The sequence below is a fragment of the Providencia sp. PROV129 genome, assembly GCF_028482245.1.
Classification (GTDB): Bacteria; Pseudomonadota; Gammaproteobacteria; order Enterobacterales; family Enterobacteriaceae; genus Providencia; species Providencia vermicola.
Genome location: NZ_JAMPQD010000014.1, coordinates 119,566 through 138,150, shown reverse-complemented (window position 1 = coordinate 138,150; position 18,585 = coordinate 119,566). Strand labels below are relative to the sequence as shown.

Genomic DNA, 18,585 nt, shown 5'->3' with positions numbered 1-18,585 from the left:
ATTTTGGTAGCGTTGGAGGGCTATGTTATGCCCAACCTTTTTTGTGAAATTCTTTTAGGACTGTGACGAATTGTTCCATTTCTTCAGGAGTTCCTAATGTTAAACGGTTCCAGCCTACAGCGGGTGGGAATTCTCTTCCTACCATCACATTTGCATCTGCCATGCGTTGCTTATAGGCTTTTACATCACCTTTTACTTTATGGAAAATAAAGTTTGCCTGTGATGGGGCATATTCGAGTCCAATTTCTTTTAGTGCAGTTTCGACAATTTTACGCGATAAATTATTGGATTTAAGACTGTTTGCGATAAAGGTTTTATCTTTTAATGAGGCGAGGGCAGCAACAGCTCCTGCTGTATTTGTGTTATCAATAGATAAAAATTCATCTACGGCAGTAATAACCTCTGGTATCGCTATTCCATAACCAACACGTAATCCCGCTAGCGCAAATATTTTTGAAAATGTTCGTGTAACAATAAGATTTTTTTGGCCTTTTTTAACTAATTCTATAGCACTGACAAAGCTAGGGTCTTCGACAAACTCAGCATAAGCCTCATCAACAATAAAAAATTGGTTATCGGGAGCTTTGCTCATCCAGCCATCTAACTGGCTATGAGGGGTAATCATGGCAGTCGGGTTGTTTGGATTACAGATATAAATCATGGATAAACCATCAAAATTATTTGCCGCTTGCTCCATTTTTTGTAAATCAAAAGATAAATCTGCTTTTAGAGGAACCTTTGTAATTTGTACACCAAGTGGAAGTGAGTACAGCTCGGCATAATTAAATGTAGGATCAGGGGTAACCAGTTGAATTTTGATCCCTTGGTTTCTAGCTTTATTTGCCAACATGGCAACAGTGGCTTGAATGGTTTCTGATGAGCCATTACCGATGCTGACATGTTTATCAGATAAATCATAAAGAGAGCCAATACTGGTGATTAATTCAGCTCTAGCATCGTCAGGATAGCGAAAAGAATTAGGTAACGCGGCAATAATTGCATCTTTAGCCTTTGGTGACATCCCTAATGAGTTTTCATTGAAATTAAGCAATAAAGGATGCTTAGCATCAGGTAGTTTTACCGATGCTGTGTTAGCAGACGCTTGATTTATAAATGTATTTAGCGCTAATCCACCTGCTACTAATGAAGTGGATTTTAGAAATGAACGACGATCCATAATTATTCCCTGAAATTATTATTCTTGAGCTCATTAGATTACTCAAAATAACCTCAAAGTAAATAATTATATAGTTAAAATGATTTCTTATTCACTTTTTGTGTTGCTGATAGTGATCTCGGGTAGAAGGAGTAATGCTAATAAAGCTAATATGATGAAAACCATAGATAAAAATTTAGGTTGTTATTTTCTGCAAAATGGAAGATTGCAAATTGAATTTTAATGGTTATATAATTTATTATATAACAAGGTGGTAAATTGGAGTAAGAATGAAATTATTTATGTTTTACATTGGTGGTAATGCAGGCAAATCAAATATAGAGGTTCACGATATCCAGTTTGTTATTGCAGAAAAACCAGAGGATGCTTGGCCTACATTGAGAGAAGCTTGGTTTGGTGATAAAGATAAGATTCATATTGACGGCTATGCAGTTATTACATGGGCTGATGGTTTTGATGTGATCCTAAGCCGAGAACCATCAAAAACTAGCCATAAATTATATTTTGTTAATGTCGGCGGGTATACCCCAAACAGCTTAGCAGAATTACACGAGTTTGATCTTTTTGTTGCGAAAACAGCGGATGATGCAAAACAAAAGGCAATTAAAAAGTTGCTAGTTAACAGTGAACAACAACATAAAGATAATTTGAAAGATGTGGATGACTGCGTATTCCTAGAGCAAGTTGGTGATTTTTATATTCACCTAACAGAAAACAAACAGGGAGAACACTTTGTCCCACAGTGGCAAGGTTATCAGCCTATTGGCCTGTAAGAATAATCAGGTCAAATAACTAACAGGGTAGCATTTACTACCCTGAGTTTTCAATTACTGGGCTTGTACTGGTGTATTCGGTGTGATTTCGACCACGGCAACTTTAACCATATATTGTTTGCCGTTTTCACCTTTAGGAACATCTGCAACTATTTTTTTAAGAGCTTCTTCTGGTTGACTTGTTTGTATTGACGTTGAATATTGCATCATACCTTGGTGGTGTCTATTATAGTTATTATTGCGATAGTTATCGCAAGGGCGATTATTATACTGTTGCTGATTTTGGTACCCGCCTCGATGCCAAGAACCATTACTATTTCCGTAGCCATCACCATGATATGCGAATGTTGAGAAACTTGCTGCCAATAAACTTGTCGAAATAATTAACGGTTTAAGAATATTCATATTTAATCCCCTTTAGAATATTTATTAATTATTATATTGGCAGTTAAATAAATTAATTCAATTTAATTTACTTATATAAATGAATAAATCATATTTCATACAACTTTAATTCATTATTTCTTCATAATGAAGATGAATTGTTAAAATAATTAAATTACCGTTAATTTATGGGTTTTCTGAAAAGAATTTAGCAAGTTTGCTGAGTGAGGTGATTGATGCAACAGCAATATCTTTATTGTAATCGTCGCATAGATTTAATAAGCGGTCTATGGCATGTTGCTGTTCAATAGAACATTTATAATCACCGAGTGCATTAATTGCTGCGATTTTAACATCATTGTTTGTACCATAAGTTAATTCAACTAAATTTTTAACGATTTTTTCTTTCATAAATTAATTAGTAATAAAGATATTGGAATGTGTTAAGTATAAATCGATAAGAAAAAACTTAAAATGTTTTTTTTATCAATGATTAATAAAATAATATAAAAACAACTAATGCTAATGAAAATAAATGATTTTCATGAAAAAATGTTATTGGTTATTAAATAATAAAATGCGTACAAGAAGTCACAAACTAGCGACCTCAAAGGCTCATTTTGTTCACTGTTATGGCACTTATGTCATTATAATGAGTTAAGCAAACATATCATATGAAGGATAACTGGTTGAAACGTATAAAAACAAAGCTCTTGATCGTTTTATTGTTAGCTCTAGGGGTTTTTGGCTATCATTTTTATAGCACTATTGGTGATTCAGACATTGAAAGTACAGCTAAGCAGTTGGTAGATAAGAAGTTAAACCAATCAGGCGAGATTACATTTAAGGACGTCAGAATCGCTTTGAAGAGTGAATATAAAGAGGGAAATAGCTACCGAGTTTGTGGGCTATATCGTACGTCTTCGCAAGATGAGATGCTTCCATTCGTTGCCAACGTGAGTGTGCAAGAAGGTAAAATTTCAGAGCATACTCAACTGATTGTGAGTGAAACATCAGAGCTAAAATTATCAATAGAAAAATTATGTGCTAAAGCACCTTAATATGAAAAAGAGCGCAATTTTACTGTTGCGCTCTTATCTCGATGAGATTTATTCTGATTACGACTTGTTCAGGAGTAACTCAGTCTGAATTTTACACGCAGAGATTGAGTCATTTAATGATTTAGCAAACTCTTCGTCATTCTTGAACTGAGATTTATTGCTACGAATTGCATCAATAGCGGATGTGAGGTTTTGGCGAAGGTCTGTCTCAACTGTCTCCAGCTTTTTCAAATCGACATTTTCATTTTTTAATTTTGCAATTGTTTCAAGGGTTAGGTCACTACTGCTTTTGTTACTGCTGTATGCTTCGTTTAGCGCTTGACCTGTTATTTCACAATAATCCTTGGCCAGTTCACTAATATTTAAAGGGGCATTGGCTGCCATGGTTAAAGCTGGTGACAGGCAAAGAGCCAGTAATAAACGCTTCATAGTCATACCTCTGTTTGCACTCAATGAATAGTTATTCTAAATAATATCTAGAAATTACTATAGCAGATTAGGACTAAAACGGGGATGTTGTGTTGTATTTCGCACCATTTCATAAAAAAGAGCCAGTATAAATACTGGCCGCTATAAATTAGCAAAAGCAATGTAAATGAAAATTACGTTATATACTTTATCATATAACGATTAAGGGTAAAGCGATTTTAGTGAAGAGAGTGAAAATACCTTGTTAACTATGATCTTGATCAGGCTTTAGGGATATGAAGATAAAAGTTGGGAGGGAAGAGATAAGAAGCTGACTGTTGCTATAAAGCGACTGTCAGCTGCTGTGAATAATGGTGATTAATTATTTTTTAGCCAATGGCCGTGTTTTAAAACATCTTCAACAAGCTCATGTAAAACGATATGAGCTTCATTATCGTTATGAAAACCCTTAGTTGAGAAAGTTGTTGGCCCACTATCATGGGTGATCAATAAGTTACTGCTAGGGTAGACCTCTAAAACACGCGCTTTTAGCTCTGCACAAAACGCATCATAAGTTTTAGCAGGGAGCTGTTCAATTGAGTCATCAGATACTTTAATCGTAATTTCCATATGTTAACCTCTTGTCAATAAAGCGAATTTACGTTCAGTGTATTGTTATCAGAAAGTATAAGCAATATTCGTTTTTTGATTGTCATAATGTGATTTTAGGTGCTGAGTTTTTTTATGAAATAATAAAATAGCACTATTTTAAATTTAAAATAAAAATGGTTATTGCTTATTTTTAATTTAATTTAAAAGCAAGTTTTATATTTAAAATAATAAATTTAATTTAATTTTATGTAATGAATTAAGATTAACCATTAACTAAAATAGTTAATGGTTTAAATAATCAGCTAAAAATCAAACGATTGATTTTCTAAGTCGGGTAATTTTCTCTTGTTTTTATGTCTTTGATTTTTTTGATTATTTGATTTTTTCTGCATTTGGCTTAATTTGGTTTTTTGTATTTTTGGCGGTTAATGAACAGTGAGAAGAGAAATGAATTTACATTAAAGATAAAAAAATATAATTTCATGACAGATTGGATTTTACATTAATTATATTTTTGTTTTTATTTTAGTGGTTATATTTAAATGTTTAGCTGATATGGGGCAAAATTAATTGCTAACGAGTTACGTTAGCTTATTTAATAAAAAAGGAGAGTGATTTGATAGAATTTATAAATTCATTAACGAATATTATTTGGGGTTCGCTACTCATTTATTTGCTACTCGGTGCAGGGTTGTATTTCACGATTCGTTCAGGTTTTATTCAAATTAGGCATTTTAGTCATATGTTTGGTATTCTGAAAAATAGTAAACAATCTGATAGTTCTGGGATTTCTTCATTCCAGGCATTATGTACCAGCCTAGCAGCGCGCGTTGGAACAGGAAATTTAACGGGTGTCGCTATCGCATTAACAGCAGGGGGGCCTGGTGCGATATTTTGGATGTGGGTAGTGGCTTTACTTGGAATGGCAACGTCATTTGTCGAATGTACACTAGCACAGCTGTATAAAACAAAAGATGACCAAGGAAACTATCGTGGCGGGCCTTCTTATTATATGCAAAAGGGCCTGAATCAACGTTGGATGGGTATCCTTTTTTCTGTTTTTCTTATTATTGCATTTGGGTTAGTATTTAATGCCGTTCAGGCTAATTCAATCGCTCAAGCGACCGCAGTTGCTTTTGACTTCAACCCACTTTATGTCGGTATCAGCTTAGTTATTCTGAGTGGTGTGATTATTTTTGGTGGATTAAAATCAATAGCAAAAGTGGCAGAGCTTGTTGTACCTATTATGGCGCTCGCTTACCTGCTTTTAGCTTTCTGGGTTGTTGGACACCATATCGAACGCTTACCCGATGTGTTTATGATGATTATTCGTAATGCCTTTGGGCTACAAGAAGCTGCAGGAGGCGCAGTGGGTTATGGTGTCGCCCAAGCGATGACTCAAGGCATTCAGCGGGGCTTATTTTCTAATGAAGCGGGAATGGGGTCAGCACCAAATGCAGCAGCATCAGCCTCTCCTTACCCACCTCATCCAGCTTCCCAAGGATATATTCAAATGCTTGGGGTCTTTATGGATACAATCGTGATTTGTAGCGCAACAGCGATTATTATTTTATCGTCTGGGGTATTAGATAGTGGGGTTGATAAAATTAATGGCATTGAATTGACACAGTTAGCATTGTCATCAGCGGTGGGAAGTTGGGGGAGCACATTTATTGCGATCGCGATATTTTTCTTTGCTTTTACGTCAATCATTGCAAATTATGCTTACGCAGAAAGTAATATGATCTTTTTGGAGAATAACCATACTGCGGGGCTATTTATTTTCCGCATAGCGGCACTTGGTATGGTGATGTTTGGTGCGTTAGCTGAAATGCCATTTATCTGGAAGTTAGCTGATTTATCTATGGGGTTAATGGCTGTGACAAACCTCATTGCAATTCTTTTATTATCGGGGATCGCATTTAAACTAGCCAAAGATTACAACCAACAATTAGCCGCGGGGAAAATTCCCACATTTGATATCAACCAACATCCTGAATTAAAAAAACAATTTGAAGAAGGGATTTGGGAAAAAGATCAGGTTGAAAAATGGGTTGAAAAAGAAAGCTCCCGTTAATTAATAAGATATTAAATCATAAAATTCTTAGGTTAATACCTAGGAATTTTTTTTATGTAAAGAAAAGTACTTGCATTCCAATGTGTTGAGCTATAAGGTTTTTTAAAAGAATAACCATTTTGTTATCGGGCATATTGTTTGGGGTAACTGGCAGAGAAAATCATGAAATTAGGTCAATACGCAGCGACACTGTATGGGGTTATTTCTATCCTATTGTGGAGCACCATGGTTGGGCTGATCCGTAGTGTTAGCGAAAACTTCGGCCCTGTCGGTGGCGCGGCATTAGTGTATACCATTGGTTCGATTGTTTTAGTTTTAGCAATGGGCCTTCCAAAGATAAAACAATACCCTAAACGTTATTTATTTTGGGGGACATTACTGTTTGTTAGCTATGAAATATGTTTTGTGCTAGCACTGGGTTTAGCCAATAATCGTCAGCAAGCGATTGAGCTAGGAATGGTGAATTATCTATGGCCAAGTTTTACTATCGCTTTAGCTGTTTTTTTTAATCGCCAGCGTTTTACCGTATTACTTGCTATAGGGTTAATTCTTGCGTTTATGGGGCTTGTCTGGGTTATTTCTGGCGATCAGCCACTTTCCACTGAGTCTATTTTAGCCAATATTCAAAGTAACCCACTCTGTTATTTTCTAGCCTTTATTGGCGCGATCTTCTGGTCATTTTATAGCAATGTAACGAAACGTATTTCAGGTGGGCACAATGGAATGGTGTTATTTTTTATAATGACGGCAATAGGGCTGTGGATTCTCTATTTATTTAGCACACCAAGTGAATTTAATCTTACGACAAATAGCCTGACGCTTCTCCTTATCGCTGCTATTGCGACAGGTGGGGCGAATGCATTGTGGACTTTCGCTGTTATCAAAGGCAATGTGGCCTTTTTGGGCACACTTTCATATTTCACACCCGTTATTTCAACAGCCTTTGCATCCATTTTATTGAGTACTGCATTAACACTCGGTTTTTGGCAAGGGGTATTAATGGTAACAATTGGTTCAATTATTTGTTTTCTTGCGACCAGGCAAAAGCAGGTTAAATAGAGAGAAAACAGCTCAAAAGGTGGGCTGTTTTCTGTTTGATTTAGGGATTACACATTAATAAATTTATTTATGGCGATCGCCACACCATCTTCTTCATTGGTTGTGGTGACAAATTTTGCCATTCTCCGTATGGGCTCAGCCGCATTTCCCATCGCGACAGAAACGCTGGCATATTGCAGCATTTGAATATCATTATTTTGATCGCCAATACTCATGACTTTATCGGGTGTAAGGCCTAATTTTTCACAAATAATCTGAAGTGCAGCACCTTTATTCGCTGCTTTATTAGATATTTCAAGAAAATAAGGGCTGGTTCTCGTTAAGGCATAATTGTCGAAGACATTTTCAGGAATGTAACTAATACCCGTTTCTAGGGTTTCAGGATGGTCAATCATCATAAACTTCGTGAAAGCAAGGGACGTGTCCATTTCATTGACAGGACAATAAACCAATGGGGTATTAGTGAGATATGCATCCATCACAGTGTAGTGGCTAATATGACGATTAGCAGTGAACATTGTATTGTCCGCAAGTGCATGCATGTGAATACCTACATTTCTGGCAAGTTCTTCAAAATACTGAAAATCATCAAAATCTAACGGTACTTCCACTAAATGGCTGCCATCGCTAGCTTGATGGATAACACTGCCATTATTACTTATGCAATAATTATTAGCGGTATTTAAGCCTAACTCTTTAAGGTAAGGGGCGATCCCTGAAAAAGGGCGTCCTGATGCGAGTACAACATAAACCCCTTTTTGACTGGCTTGTATGGCGGCATCTTTAACTGCTGGGGAGATTTGGTGTTGGGGATTGAGTAATGTGCCATCTAAATCAATAGCAACCAGTTTGATAGACATCCACTGCCTCCTGAAGTTAATACATTACCACAGTACCTTACTCTAATTATTCGGAATGTAAATTATCTAAGTGGGTATAAATTAAGTTATGGATACGCAAAAGTGTCCTTGAACAGTGCATAATTTCAGCGGCTGTTCAAGGTATTAAACTGGATGCTTGGTTGAAATGACAATGTGTTAGAACATTAATTAGTAAATTCAAAGAATTAATGTGATTAACACATGTTCACTCATACTCTCGGGTTAAGTGCAGTGGTTGTTTTACATCGAGTTGAATTTGGTCATTTTGCCTAAAATCAAAGGGTGTAATGCCATACTCTTTACGGAACATATAGGTAAAGTGAGATTGGGAACCAAAACCAAAATCGAGAGCGATATCAAAGATAGATTGGCTACTATTACGTAATAAATTAACAGCCCCTGCTAAACGGCGCTGGCGAATGTATTTTCCTAAGGAAATTCCGGTGACTTCTTTGAATATTTTTTGCATATGCCAAAGTGAGTAGCCAGAGTAGGCTGCGAGCTCTTCTAGATGTATGACTCGACCCAAATGTTCTTCTATCCATTTACTCAACGCATAGACAAGTGCTAAGTGGTTATCTTGTGGCATCTCAAATAATTTCTTGTTTTACGGTAGTAGAAGTATACACAACTTCATTTCCCCATGACAAAGGCTGGTTGTGCGATATTCAGCAATTTTTGAATAAAAAAAGCACAAACAGAATAAGTTAACAAAGGATAGCGCTTAAAATAAGCATAATTATTGTAAAGATGTGCCAATTGCTTATTTTCCTCAAATTTCAAGTAATGAATTGGCGTACTATTCGCTATTCGAAAATTTACCCGCAATGCAGCCAAAATGCACAGTCATAAAATGATAGTGCATAAGCATTGTAATCATTTGAAAGATAAAAATCATCTTTGTTATTCTGAAGGAATGCCCAGTGTTCAGCCGTATCATTGTTATCACCGTGAGTGTTTTGTTAGTTTGCTTGTTTCTTTACTTACTTGCTATGGATAACGTGTGCGATCAAGGTGGAGATAACTTTATTGTTGGAATTTGTCGTGTAACCGACTTGTTACCATTTTGAATTTGCTTTTTAATGCACAATACTTGATATTGAAGCGCGATAATAATTATTCAGTATCGTTGCGTAATGGATGAATAAAGGTAGGCAATAAATCAAAAATACCTTTAAGTATTTTAAATGCAAAAACAGCATCATAAGAATGTGGTTTTAATAAGAAAATTCAAATAAACTTGTCCGATTATTATAATTTTGGACGATAAAAAGCAAGTAATAGGACAAAAGGGTAAAGTTATGGCGCAAGAGCAGCAAATGCTAAAGCGGGGATTGAAAAATAGGCATATCCAGTTGATTGCATTGGGGGGCGCCGTTGGTACAGGCTTATTCCTTGGGATTGCAACAACCATACAAATGGCAGGGCCATCTGTTCTTTTAGGTTATGCATTGTGTGGCGTTATTGCCTTTCTTATTATGCGTCAACTGGGCGAGATGATTGTTCAAGAACCCGTTGCAGGTTCTTTTAGCCATTTTGCCTTTAAATATTGGGGTGGTTTTGCGGGTTTTTTATCTGGCTGGAACTACTGGTTTATGTTTATTCTTGTCGGCATGACGGAGTTAACTGCGGCAGGGAAATACATGCAACATTGGTGGCCTGAGCTACCAATTTGGGTATCAGCAGTGATATTTTTTATCGCCGTTAATGCGGTAAACTTGATTAATGTTCGTTCTTACGGTGAAACTGAATTCTGGTTTGCATTAATTAAAGTGATTGCAGTTGTCGGTATGATTATCTTTGGTTGTTACCTCCTGCTAAGTGGTCACGGTGGGCCACAAGCTAAAGTGAGTAACTTGTGGGAATATGGCGGCTTCTTTGCGAAAGATTTTCATGGTCTCCTGATGGCACTTGCCATTATCATGTTTTCGTTTGGTGGTTTAGAGCTGGTGGGGATCACGGCGGCAGAAGCGGAAGACCCTGAAAAAAGCATTCCAAAAGCCATCAACCAAGTTGTTTACCGCATCCTGATTTTCTATATCGGTTCACTTGCAGTGCTGTTAGCGCTTTACCCATGGGTTGACCTTGATGGGAAAACGAGTCCATTTGTCTTAATTTTCCATGAATTAGGTGACTTGCTGGTTGCGAACACCTTAAACTTTGTCATCTTGGTTGCGGCGCTTTCTGTGTATAACAGTGGTGCTTACGCGACAAGCCGCATGCTATTTGGTTTGGCTCAACAAAATAATGCCCCAAAATTCTTATCTAAAGTGAATAAAGGTGGGGTTCCTATTATGGCATTGCTGGTTTCAGGTATTGCAACATCAGGTGGGATACTGATTAGCTTTGTGATGGAAGGAAAGGCATTCGAATTATTAATGTCTTTAGTTGTCACCACGTTGGTATTGAATTGGATTATGATTTGCGTCTCAAACTTGAAATTCAGAGCGGCAATGAATAAACAAGGTGTAGCAACTAAGTTTAAGAGTATCTGGTATCCATTTGGTAACTACCTGTGCTTAGCTTTCTTATTGTTAATTCTAGGGATTATTTTAACGATGGACGGGTTACGCGTTTCTGTTCTGATGATCCCGGTATGGATTGGTGTGCTGTGGATTGGCTATCAATTCTCTGGTGCGAAGAAGCAAGATGTCGCGAAACGCCAACAAAGCTAGAATTAAACGTTAAAAAAAGGCCAGTAGATAAAATCTCTGGCCTTTTTTGTATCACAGGGTTTTTACCACTGCCAACGCAACCAGGCAAATAGCACGTTTCCGTTATTGTAGGTTCCTGGAATATACGTTGCTTGAAGTGAAAGCCTGTCATATTCCACCGAAACTAAAGGAAGCGGTGCAGGGATTGGAATGTAATACATGTCCTTGCGTGCTGTGACACTTAGCGTGAAACCTGCTCCCATTCGAAAACCATCAAGATCGCCAGGGATCCACATTTTTTGGTAGGCGTAGCCACCAATTGGTTCCCAGTCGTTATGTGAATCTTTAAAGGCCATTGCATAAATAGCGTGCCAGTCATTATCTTCATCATAACGGTATTTACCAAAACCAATTCCCCAAGGACGTTCGTTGTATTCATCTGTTTTCTTCTTGTCATACATTGCACGGTTGTGCCATGTGACCGCAGGAACATACAGTTCATACTTATCGGAATCCCAAGTGGAACTGACATTCCCTTTGAAAGTATCCCAAAGATTGGTTGAGTGGTTTTGTGCCAATGCAGGTGTTGACATGCAGACGGATGCACCCATTAATATTGAGGCACCGATGACCCATTGTCTTTTTTTATAAACTCTCATTGAAGATCCAGTTCTTTATCGCTGATATAAATGATAATTAGCTCGCTAATGATTGTTAGATTAGCATTTTTATAATAATTATTAGCTGAATTATTTTAATTAAGATACACAAAAGATGACAGTATTTATTCAATTGTTAAGAAAAAATAATTAAGTGAGGCTATCCTAACAAGGTTATACAAGTAAAATTATTCATAGGGTATATATTAGCCTAAATTCACATTATTTCAGTGTATAGCTTTCCTAAAAAGTGTTCACGGAGGGCTTGAGCGATATTTTGAGGGGGAGGTCAGTTTCTAGACTTCGATTACATCATGGCTCGATAAGAAATGACGATTAGTACACATATTGCTTGTTACTAATAGATTGTAATTTCAAAATATTTTAGGCTTTTACGGTGTTGTTATTAATAATGTTGACGCCGTAGACATTTATGAGAAAAAACGTGCAAACAATTCAAAAAAGTATGACGGGCGTCAAACCAAGAAAGCGCTCAATGGGATGAAATGCGTCTATAGGCGGCATATTGACTGCCCAAGGTGTGCTACTGCACCTAGACATATAAGGAACTCCTATGATGAAGCGCCAAGAACCTTTAACCGATTACCAAGCCAAATGTTTGGCCATCGCCACGGATAAGTTATTATCACCCAGACAAAAAGCTAACTTTTTAGCCATTGAGGCGGAAAGCAATATCCCCTATCTTTCAATGAGCAAGCCCTTAACTGAAGCGTTAAATGAGCGTGTTATTTGCGACATGTATGAAGGGAATGCGCCTTATAAGCCTCGTTATGTTTTACCTGATTATGTGAAGTTTCTTAAACAGGGCTCCAGCTACTTAGAGTTAGCCCCAGCAGAAGACTTTGACGATGCACTTAATCATTTGATGATTATTTATAACCATGTGCCTTCTGTCACTGGATTCCCCGTTTTTCTTGGGTACCTTGATAAAATTTTAATGCCTTATGTGGGGGAGTTGACGGAAGAGCAACTTTATCCGAAATTAAAACGCTTTTGGGTAATGTTGGATCGCACGTTACCTGATGCATTTATGCACGCGAATATTGGGCCTGATGACAACATTATTTGTCGTCTTATTCTGCGTATTGATGCGGAATTAAAGCAGGTTGCGCCAAATTTAACGTTTGTTTATCACCCGCAAAGAACCCCTGAATCGCTTTTTTTACAAGCCATTGAGAACATTTGTGAATGCAGTAAGCCGCATATTGCCAATGACCTTGTGCATAGTGCAGCATTCGATGAGCAAGGTTATGGTATTGTCAGTTGCTATAACTCTTTGCCTGTTGCGGGTGGGGGGAGCACATTGGTGCGAATCAACCTGCGTGAAGTGGCTTTACGCAGCCAAAACTCCGATGATTTCTTACAAAATCAACTGAAAAAATATTGCGATTTACAAATGGAGCTCATCGAAACGCGCAGTGCGTTTTTATTTGAAGAGTCTAACTTCTTCCAAACTAGCTTCCTTGTGCACGAAGGATTGATTGAGCCACGGCGTTTTGCGCCGATGTTTGGTATTTTTGGTTTAGCAGAAGCCGTCAATCTGTTAATGGAAAAAGATGGGCGAAAAGGCCAATATGAGCCAAATTCACCCGCGTTGCCGTTATCTTATCAAATCAGTGAACAACTTGCTGATTATGTTGAGTCGACCCCCGTTAAATATGGTTATAAACAGCGGGCGATGCTGCATGCTCAATCTGGGATCAGTTCAGATATTGGCACCACGCCAGGAGCGCGGTTGCCTTATGGGGAAGAACCAGACCCCGTTTCACACATTCAAGCCGTCGCGCCGCATCATAAACACTACTTATCTGGGATCAGCGACATCTTAACGATCGATGAAACTATCAAGCAAAATCCGCAAGCGCTCTTGCAGTTGTGTAAAGGGGCATTTAGCTGTGGAATGCGTGAGTTTACGGCAAATGTGGCTAGCAATGATTTAGTGCGCGTTACGGGGTATATGGTACGTTTGTCCGATATTGAAAAATTCAAAACAGAAGGGTCGAGAAGTAATACCACATGGTTAGGGGAGGAAGCGACAAAAAATTGCAAAATTACGGCAAGGCAACAGCGAGTGATTAGCCATGAGCAATCGATGCGCTACACTGAATAAAATCATTCCCTTCTCGTGTGTTGATGGGCCTGGTAATCGGCAAGTTATTTTCTTGCAAGGTTGCAATTTGCGTTGCCTAAATTGCCATAACCCATACACCATGGCGTTGTGTGATGACTGTGGGGATTGTGTCGCTACCTGTCCCCATGATGGTCTATCCATGGTGGATGGTAAAGTCATTTGGGACAATGTGGCTTGCCAGCTTTGTGATACGTGCCTGCAAACCTGTACAAAAAACTCAAGCCCAATGACAATACCATTGAGCGTGAGCGAGGCCATCAGCAGCTTGAATAAAAATGTGATGTTTTTAAATGGCGTTACGATCAGTGGTGGGGAAGCGACAACCCAGCTTCCCTTTATTATTGATTTGTTTAAAGCCATTAAAGCATCACCATTACTAAATCATTTAACCTGTTTTATTGATACCAATGGTCATCTTGCAAAAGCGGGGTGGGCACGGGTGATAGACTACACCGATGGAGTGATGGTGGATTTAAAGGCCTGGAGCGATGAATGTGCATTACGATTAACAGGGAAAGATAATCAGCGCGTTTTTGAAACAATTCAATTATTAGCAAATGCAGGAAAATTATACGAACTGCGCTTATTGTATATTCCGCAGCAAACGGACTATCAAGAACACATCGATGTGTTGGCGGAATTCATCAACACATTGCCATCAGCAACACGAATAAAAATTAACGCATTTCAGCAGCACGGTGTTAAAAATGAAGCGGCAAATTGGCTCGCTGCCACGCAAACTGAAGTGGAGACGTTTGCGGCTCAGTTGCGCGCGCGCGGTGTTGAAAATATTCATTTACCGAATGTTTATTTATAAGACAAGCTGACCCTTCTGATATAAAAATACGGTTTTAATTCACTAACTCATTAAATTTCAGTCAGTAACCGCTGGCATTTGTTAAATGTTATGAGACAATTAACGCGGTTTTATTGTTTGTTATAAACCATATCTTACATCGATGATATTGACGTATTTTCTAATTAGAAAGGGGAGTCACTCATGCGTATTAATGCGTTAACCATTGCTGGAACAGACCCATCAGGTGGTGCAGGTGTCCAAGCGGATTTAAAAACGTTCTCGGCACTTGGGGCTTATGGAACCAGCGTGATGACAGCATTAGTGGCGCAAAATACGCGTGGCGTACAATCTGTTCAGGATTTACCTGCACAATTTGTTGCTGCGCAGCTTGATTCCGTTCTCAGTGATGTGCGCATCGATACTGCTAAAATTGGCATGTTATTTAATCAAGCCAATGTGGAGGTTGTCTCGAACGCATTGAAACAATATCCTATTCCGTTTGTGGTGTTAGATACCGTGATGGTTGCAAAAAGTGGTGATCCCTTACTGTTGCCAGAGGCGGTTGATGCTCTGCGCCAGCAATTATTACCATTAGTCTCATTAATTACCCCAAATTTACCTGAAGCGGCGGTATTATTAGATGAAAAAGTGGCGCAAACAGAAGGTGAAATGTTGGCACAAGGCTATAAGCTCCTTGAAAAAGGCTGCCAAGCTGTTCTGATGAAGGGGGGGCACCTGACAGATGCGCAAAGCCCTGACTGGCTAATTACCCCACAAGGGGAGTGGCGCTTTACTTCTGTACGTATTAACACAAAAAATACACACGGTACGGGCTGTACGTTGTCTGCGGCATTAGCGGCATTGCGCCCACGTCATCTTGATTGGCAGTCGACGGTGAGTGAGGCAAAAGCCTATCTGCAAGCTGCGCTAGAACAAGCTGATAGCTTGGAAGTGGGGCAAGGGATCGGGCCTGTTCATCATTTCCATGCATGGTGGTAACAAAACGAATATCAGGAAACTCGAGTCAGGTTTCCTGATATTAGACCGTTTAGGCTAACAAGTGGCATTGTGGTGGTAGTCTGCATTGTATGGCATTTGTTTGAACATGAAAGGTAAAGGAATCCCCTGATAACGGTTCTCCATCTAGGTTTAACACCATCGTGTGAGGGGAAGAAATTTTTACCCAGGTTAAGCTCTTTTCAATTAAATGCTCATTTTTATCCGTTGAAAATAAATTGCTTAATAAAGCGGGTAGTACGTCTCTTGAAGGGACTATCAGTAAATCAAGTTTGCCATCATTGATAAGTGCATGAGGGGTAAGTTGTTGGCCTCCACCCGCCTGTTTCCCATTGCCAATTGCGATAACCAGTGTTTCACCTTCCCAAGTAAAATTGTCTGATTCAATACGGCAGATATCTGTTTTTAGGGTATCTGGGCGTAAAAGGCCATTTATCACATAAGCCGCACCACCAAGTGCAGATTTAAGTGCTTCTGGCGTTTCTGTGGTGATCCGTGTGCCAAAACCCCCCGTTGCCATATTAATAAAAAAGTATTTTTCATTAACCTGAGCAATATCAATGGAAACGGCTTTGCCTTTCACTGCGAGGGAGAGTGCAGATTCAATATCTAAGGGAATATTTGCACTCGTTGCAAAATCATTTGCGGTGCCCATAGGGAGAATACCTAAAGTAGGGCGCTTTTCAGCAGGAAATTGCATGAGTGTACTTGCAACTGCATTGATTGTGCCATCTCCGCCAGCAGCAATGACAGTGGCAATATTATTCGCTATAGCATCGGCAATAAAATCATGAGTGTCTTGTATTTCCCATGGAATCCGCACTGTTATTAAATAATTTTCTTGGCGCAAATGGGCGATGGCTTTACGCAGATCAGGGTTATTTGATTGCTTGCCGTTGAGGATAATCATAGCTGACTGATATTTAATCATAAATACTCATCCATAGGGTTTATTATCTAAAATGAGTATAAGGGGATTTCATTTAAGAAAGGAAATGTTTTATCTTTTTTACAGAAGAGTGGGTCGGGAAGAGAAAAGGTTTAGATAAAAGAAATGGCTAGCTCAAGGGAGATTGAGCCAGCCAAGGAGGTGGTTCCTAGTCTTATTTTATGACTTTCTAGTTCTTCGTTTTCGATAGTGACTATACGATATTGAATAACCAATTGATGTGATCTGTTGCATAAAATTGGATATTAAGTGCACTGTTCAAAGAAAATGTCAATAACGAGAATGATTCTCAAATACGAAATGGCACTTAAAGTGAAATTGGTTTATCGATTACCGATAAAAAAGCCAAAAATTCAAATAACTAAATTATGAATTCTTGGCTAGGTCATCATGTATTTTTATCGAAAATTATCGCTAAGCGTTAGCTTGCAATGGGGTTTTCTGACTGAGTTTGGTGCGGGTCGCGGGTTGTTGTTCCTGCAAGGTTACGGATCAACAAACCAAAATTGACATCAACGTCTTCAGGAATAGGCAGGTATACTACATGGCCGTTACCTGGTGCGACATCAATGGCTTCACCTTTACGGTTCGTTAATGCATCGAGCATAAACACAATGTTACCTGCAGGTGTCATCATTTCTAAGCTATCGCCCACGCTAAATTTATTTTTTACATCCACTTCCGCAAGGCCATTAACACGCTTACCCGTAAATTCACCCACAAACTGCTGAGTATCTGACACAGAATAGCCGTATTCATAAGTTTGGTATGCATCATGAGTATGACGACGTAAAAAACCTTCGGTATAACCACGGTGAGCTAACCCTTCTAAGGTGGATAGCAACGTTGGGTCGAATGGTTTACCTGCGACAGCGTCATCAATCGCACGGCGATAGACCTGCGCAGTACGAGCACAATAATAGAAAGATTTAGTGCGGCCTTCGATTTTCAGTGAATGAACACCCATTTTAGTTAGGTTTTCAACATGTTCAATCGCACGAAGGTCTTTAGAGTTCATGATGTACGTGCCGTGTTCATCTTCAAACGCGGTCATATATTCGCCCGGGCGTTTGGCTTCCTCAATCATAAACACTTTATCCGTTGGCGCGCCAGCCCCTAATGTTGGGGCGATGTTTTGCACGGGAATGGGCTCATGAACATGAACAATATTGCCCACATCATCTTCTTTACCTTCTTCCACTTTATATTCCCAACGGCATGCATTAGTGCAGGTACCTTGGTTCGGGTCACGTTTATTAATATAACCTGATAGCAGGCAACGGCCTGAATACGCCATACAGAGTGCTCCGTGGACGAACACTTCCAATTCCATGTCAGGCACGTGCTGGCGGATTTCTGCAATTTCTTCCAAAGACAATTCACGGGACAAAATCACACGAGTCAATCCCATTTGTTTCCAGAATTTTACCGATGCCCAGTTAACCGCATTTGCTTGAACAGATAAGTGAATATCCATGTCAGGGAAGGCTTCACGCACCATCATAATCAGACCTGGGTCAGACATAATTAGTGCATCAGGGCCCATTTCGATAACAGGTGTTAAGTCACGAATAAAGGTTTTTAACTTGGCATTGTGTGGTGCAATATTGACCACCACATAAAATTTCTTGCCCAGCTCATGGGCTTCTTGAATGCCTTTAGCGAGGTTTTCGTGGTTAAACTCATTGTTACGAACGCGTAGGCTATAACGGGGTTGCCCTGCATAAACGGCATCAGCACCATAAGCGAATGCATAGCGCATATTTTTTAATGAACCAGCAGGGGATAAAAGTTCTGGTGTAAACATGGTTTGTCTCTATCTGATATCAAGTCAGCACCATTTCCGTGGAAATGGCGTATTAAGGGCGGTGATTTTAACGCTAATTGCGCCAAAAACCAAATATCCCTTAATAAAAGTACGTC

The 18,585-nt window shown here is 38.9% G+C and carries 19 protein-coding genes; 9 read left to right on the top strand and 10 right to left on the bottom strand.

Going from position 1 to position 18,585, the window contains the following annotated elements; all coding sequences use genetic code 11:
* Positions 1 to 25: 25 nt before the first annotated feature.
* Positions 26 to 1,177, bottom strand: a complete 1,152-nt coding sequence (locus tag PSF27_RS10480) for a pyridoxal phosphate-dependent aminotransferase (RefSeq protein WP_206086457.1) — start codon at positions 1,175 to 1,177, stop codon at positions 26 to 28.
* Positions 1,178 to 1,446: 269 nt separating this feature from the next.
* On the opposite strand from PSF27_RS10480, the gene PSF27_RS10475 reads away from it, so the two are divergent.
* Positions 1,447 to 1,950: a DUF1543 domain-containing protein gene (locus PSF27_RS10475; protein ID WP_206086459.1), complete on the top strand. Its 504-nt coding sequence runs from the start codon at positions 1,447 to 1,449 to the stop codon at positions 1,948 to 1,950.
* A 54-nt stretch (positions 1,951 to 2,004) separates the two neighbouring features.
* Here the strand turns inward: PSF27_RS10475 and PSF27_RS10470 are convergent, their stop codons facing one another.
* Positions 2,005 to 2,355, bottom strand: a complete 351-nt coding sequence (locus PSF27_RS10470; RefSeq protein ID WP_206086461.1) for a hypothetical protein — start codon at positions 2,353 to 2,355, stop codon at positions 2,005 to 2,007.
* A 165-nt stretch (positions 2,356 to 2,520) separates the two neighbouring features.
* A complete protein-coding gene (locus PSF27_RS10465; protein WP_206086463.1) occupies positions 2,521 to 2,745 on the bottom strand; it encodes a HEAT repeat domain-containing protein in 225 nt (74 codons plus the stop codon).
* Between the two features lie 278 nt (positions 2,746 to 3,023).
* On the opposite strand from PSF27_RS10465, the gene PSF27_RS10460 reads away from it, so the two are divergent.
* Positions 3,024 to 3,395 (top strand): hypothetical protein, encoded by a 372-nt coding sequence (locus tag PSF27_RS10460; RefSeq protein ID WP_272681417.1) that lies wholly within the window; start codon positions 3,024 to 3,026, stop codon positions 3,393 to 3,395.
* Between the two features lie 57 nt (positions 3,396 to 3,452).
* Here PSF27_RS10460 and PSF27_RS10455 read toward each other — a convergent pair whose 3' ends face one another.
* Positions 3,453 to 3,824, bottom strand: a complete 372-nt coding sequence (locus PSF27_RS10455) for a hypothetical protein (RefSeq protein ID WP_272681416.1) — start codon at positions 3,822 to 3,824, stop codon at positions 3,453 to 3,455.
* A 357-nt stretch (positions 3,825 to 4,181) separates the two neighbouring features.
* Complete coding sequence (locus PSF27_RS10450; protein WP_206086467.1) at positions 4,182 to 4,433, bottom strand: DinI-like family protein; 252 nt, start codon at positions 4,431 to 4,433, stop codon at positions 4,182 to 4,184.
* Positions 4,434 to 5,031: 598 nt separating this feature from the next.
* Between PSF27_RS10450 and PSF27_RS10445 the strand changes: the two genes are divergently transcribed.
* Together PSF27_RS10445 and yddG are read left to right on the top strand one after the other, a co-directional pair.
* A complete protein-coding gene (locus PSF27_RS10445) occupies positions 5,032 to 6,492 on the top strand; it encodes an alanine/glycine:cation symporter family protein (RefSeq protein ID WP_206086469.1) in 1,461 nt (486 codons plus the stop codon).
* A gap of 162 nt (positions 6,493 to 6,654) precedes the next feature.
* On the top strand, positions 6,655 to 7,551 hold the full coding sequence (gene yddG / locus PSF27_RS10440) for an aromatic amino acid DMT transporter YddG (RefSeq protein ID WP_206086477.1): 897 nt from the start codon (positions 6,655 to 6,657) through the stop codon (positions 7,549 to 7,551).
* A 47-nt stretch (positions 7,552 to 7,598) separates the two neighbouring features.
* On the opposite strand, the gene yidA is transcribed toward yddG, so the two are convergent.
* Positions 7,599 to 8,411 (bottom strand): sugar-phosphatase, encoded by an 813-nt coding sequence (yidA, locus tag PSF27_RS10435; protein WP_272681415.1) that lies wholly within the window; start codon positions 8,409 to 8,411, stop codon positions 7,599 to 7,601.
* A gap of 226 nt (positions 8,412 to 8,637) precedes the next feature.
* Positions 8,638 to 9,021, bottom strand: coding sequence for a helix-turn-helix domain-containing protein (locus tag PSF27_RS10430; protein WP_206086481.1), 384 nt, complete (start codon positions 9,019 to 9,021; stop codon positions 8,638 to 8,640).
* Between the two features lie 346 nt (positions 9,022 to 9,367).
* Between PSF27_RS10430 and mgrB the strand changes: the two genes are divergently transcribed.
* Positions 9,368 to 9,502, top strand: coding sequence for a PhoP/PhoQ regulator MgrB (gene mgrB / locus PSF27_RS10425; protein WP_432652755.1), 135 nt, complete (start codon positions 9,368 to 9,370; stop codon positions 9,500 to 9,502).
* Between the two features lie 231 nt (positions 9,503 to 9,733).
* Positions 9,734 to 11,107 (top strand): amino acid permease, encoded by a 1,374-nt coding sequence (locus tag PSF27_RS10420; protein WP_206086483.1) that lies wholly within the window; start codon positions 9,734 to 9,736, stop codon positions 11,105 to 11,107.
* Positions 11,108 to 11,169: 62 nt separating this feature from the next.
* Here PSF27_RS10420 and pagP read toward each other — a convergent pair whose 3' ends face one another.
* Positions 11,170 to 11,745, bottom strand: a complete 576-nt coding sequence (gene pagP, locus PSF27_RS10415; RefSeq protein WP_272681414.1) for a lipid IV(A) palmitoyltransferase PagP — start codon at positions 11,743 to 11,745, stop codon at positions 11,170 to 11,172.
* Between the two features lie 574 nt (positions 11,746 to 12,319).
* On the opposite strand from pagP, the gene PSF27_RS10410 reads away from it, so the two are divergent.
* The 3 genes from PSF27_RS10410 (at position 12,320) to thiD (ending at position 15,695) form a co-directional block, all read left to right on the top strand.
* A complete protein-coding gene (locus PSF27_RS10410; RefSeq protein WP_206086487.1) occupies positions 12,320 to 13,876 on the top strand; it encodes a YjjI family glycine radical enzyme in 1,557 nt (518 codons plus the stop codon).
* A complete protein-coding gene (locus PSF27_RS10405) occupies positions 13,848 to 14,714 on the top strand; it encodes a YjjW family glycine radical enzyme activase (protein WP_272681413.1) in 867 nt (288 codons plus the stop codon). The genes PSF27_RS10410 and PSF27_RS10405 overlap by 29 nt, the downstream gene beginning before the upstream one ends.
* 183 nt (positions 14,715 to 14,897) lie before the next feature.
* A complete protein-coding gene (gene thiD / locus PSF27_RS10400) occupies positions 14,898 to 15,695 on the top strand; it encodes a bifunctional hydroxymethylpyrimidine kinase/phosphomethylpyrimidine kinase (protein ID WP_272573203.1) in 798 nt (265 codons plus the stop codon).
* A gap of 49 nt (positions 15,696 to 15,744) precedes the next feature.
* On the opposite strand, the gene yegS is transcribed toward thiD, so the two are convergent.
* The gene (gene yegS, locus PSF27_RS10395; protein WP_206086493.1) at positions 15,745 to 16,644 is read right to left on the bottom strand and encodes a lipid kinase YegS; all 900 of its coding nucleotides are present in this window, start codon (positions 16,642 to 16,644) and stop codon (positions 15,745 to 15,747) included.
* 439 nt (positions 16,645 to 17,083) lie between these two features.
* The gene (gene trhP, locus PSF27_RS10390) at positions 17,084 to 18,469 is read right to left on the bottom strand and encodes a prephenate-dependent tRNA uridine(34) hydroxylase TrhP (protein WP_206086495.1); all 1,386 of its coding nucleotides are present in this window, start codon (positions 18,467 to 18,469) and stop codon (positions 17,084 to 17,086) included.
* Positions 18,470 to 18,585 lie beyond the last annotated feature (116 nt).